1 protein-coding gene is annotated in these 548 nt (G+C 67.5%); it reads left to right on the top strand.

All coding sequences use genetic code 11. The features are described 5' to 3' along the window. Positions 1-8 precede the first annotated feature (8 nt). Positions 9-545 carry a phospholipase gene (locus tag DLJ59_RS31255; protein WP_124777369.1) on the top strand — a complete coding sequence of 179 codons (537 nt, stop codon included), beginning with the start codon at positions 9-11 and terminating at the stop codon, positions 543-545. Positions 546-548 lie beyond the last annotated feature (3 nt).

Below are 548 nucleotides of genomic sequence, written 5' to 3'. Positions count from 1 at the left end.
GGTAACCCGTGCCCCGACGTCTCGCCACCCTGCTCGCCTCGGGCGCGTTAGCGCTGCTCACCACCCTCGCCATCGCCTCTCCCGCCGCCGCCGTCACCCCCGCCCAACGGCTCTCCGTGCTGTCCAGTTGGACCCAGACCAGCGCGTCCAGCTACAACTCGTGGAACAGCGCCCGGGTCAACCGGGCCCCCTGGGCCGAATACAACTTCAACTGGTCCACCGACTACTGCTCGTCCAGCCCGGACAACCCGCTCGGATTCACCTTCAACCTGGGCTGCTACCGGCACGACTTCGGCTACCGCAACTACAAGGCGGTCGGCCAGTTCCCTGCCAACAAGTCCCGCCTCGACAGCGCCTTCTACGCAGACCTGAAGCGCGTCTGCGCCACGTACAACTCGGTCGTCCGGCCGGCCTGCTACAGCCTGGCCTGGACCTACTACCAGGCGGTCAGCATCTTCGGTTCGGTGGCCGCCGTCCAGCAGGCCGACATCGACCGCGCCGCCCGCATGAAGGCCGAAGCCGAAGCCAAGGCCCAAACCCGCTAACCC

Origin of the sequence: Micromonospora inaquosa, assembly GCF_003857055.1 — a bacterium.
In the GTDB taxonomy this organism is placed as follows: Bacteria; Actinomycetota; Actinomycetes; order Mycobacteriales; family Micromonosporaceae; genus Micromonospora; species Micromonospora inaquosa.
The sequence above is the reverse complement of the archived record's forward strand: the minus strand, read 5'-3'. Positions and strand labels throughout refer to the sequence as shown.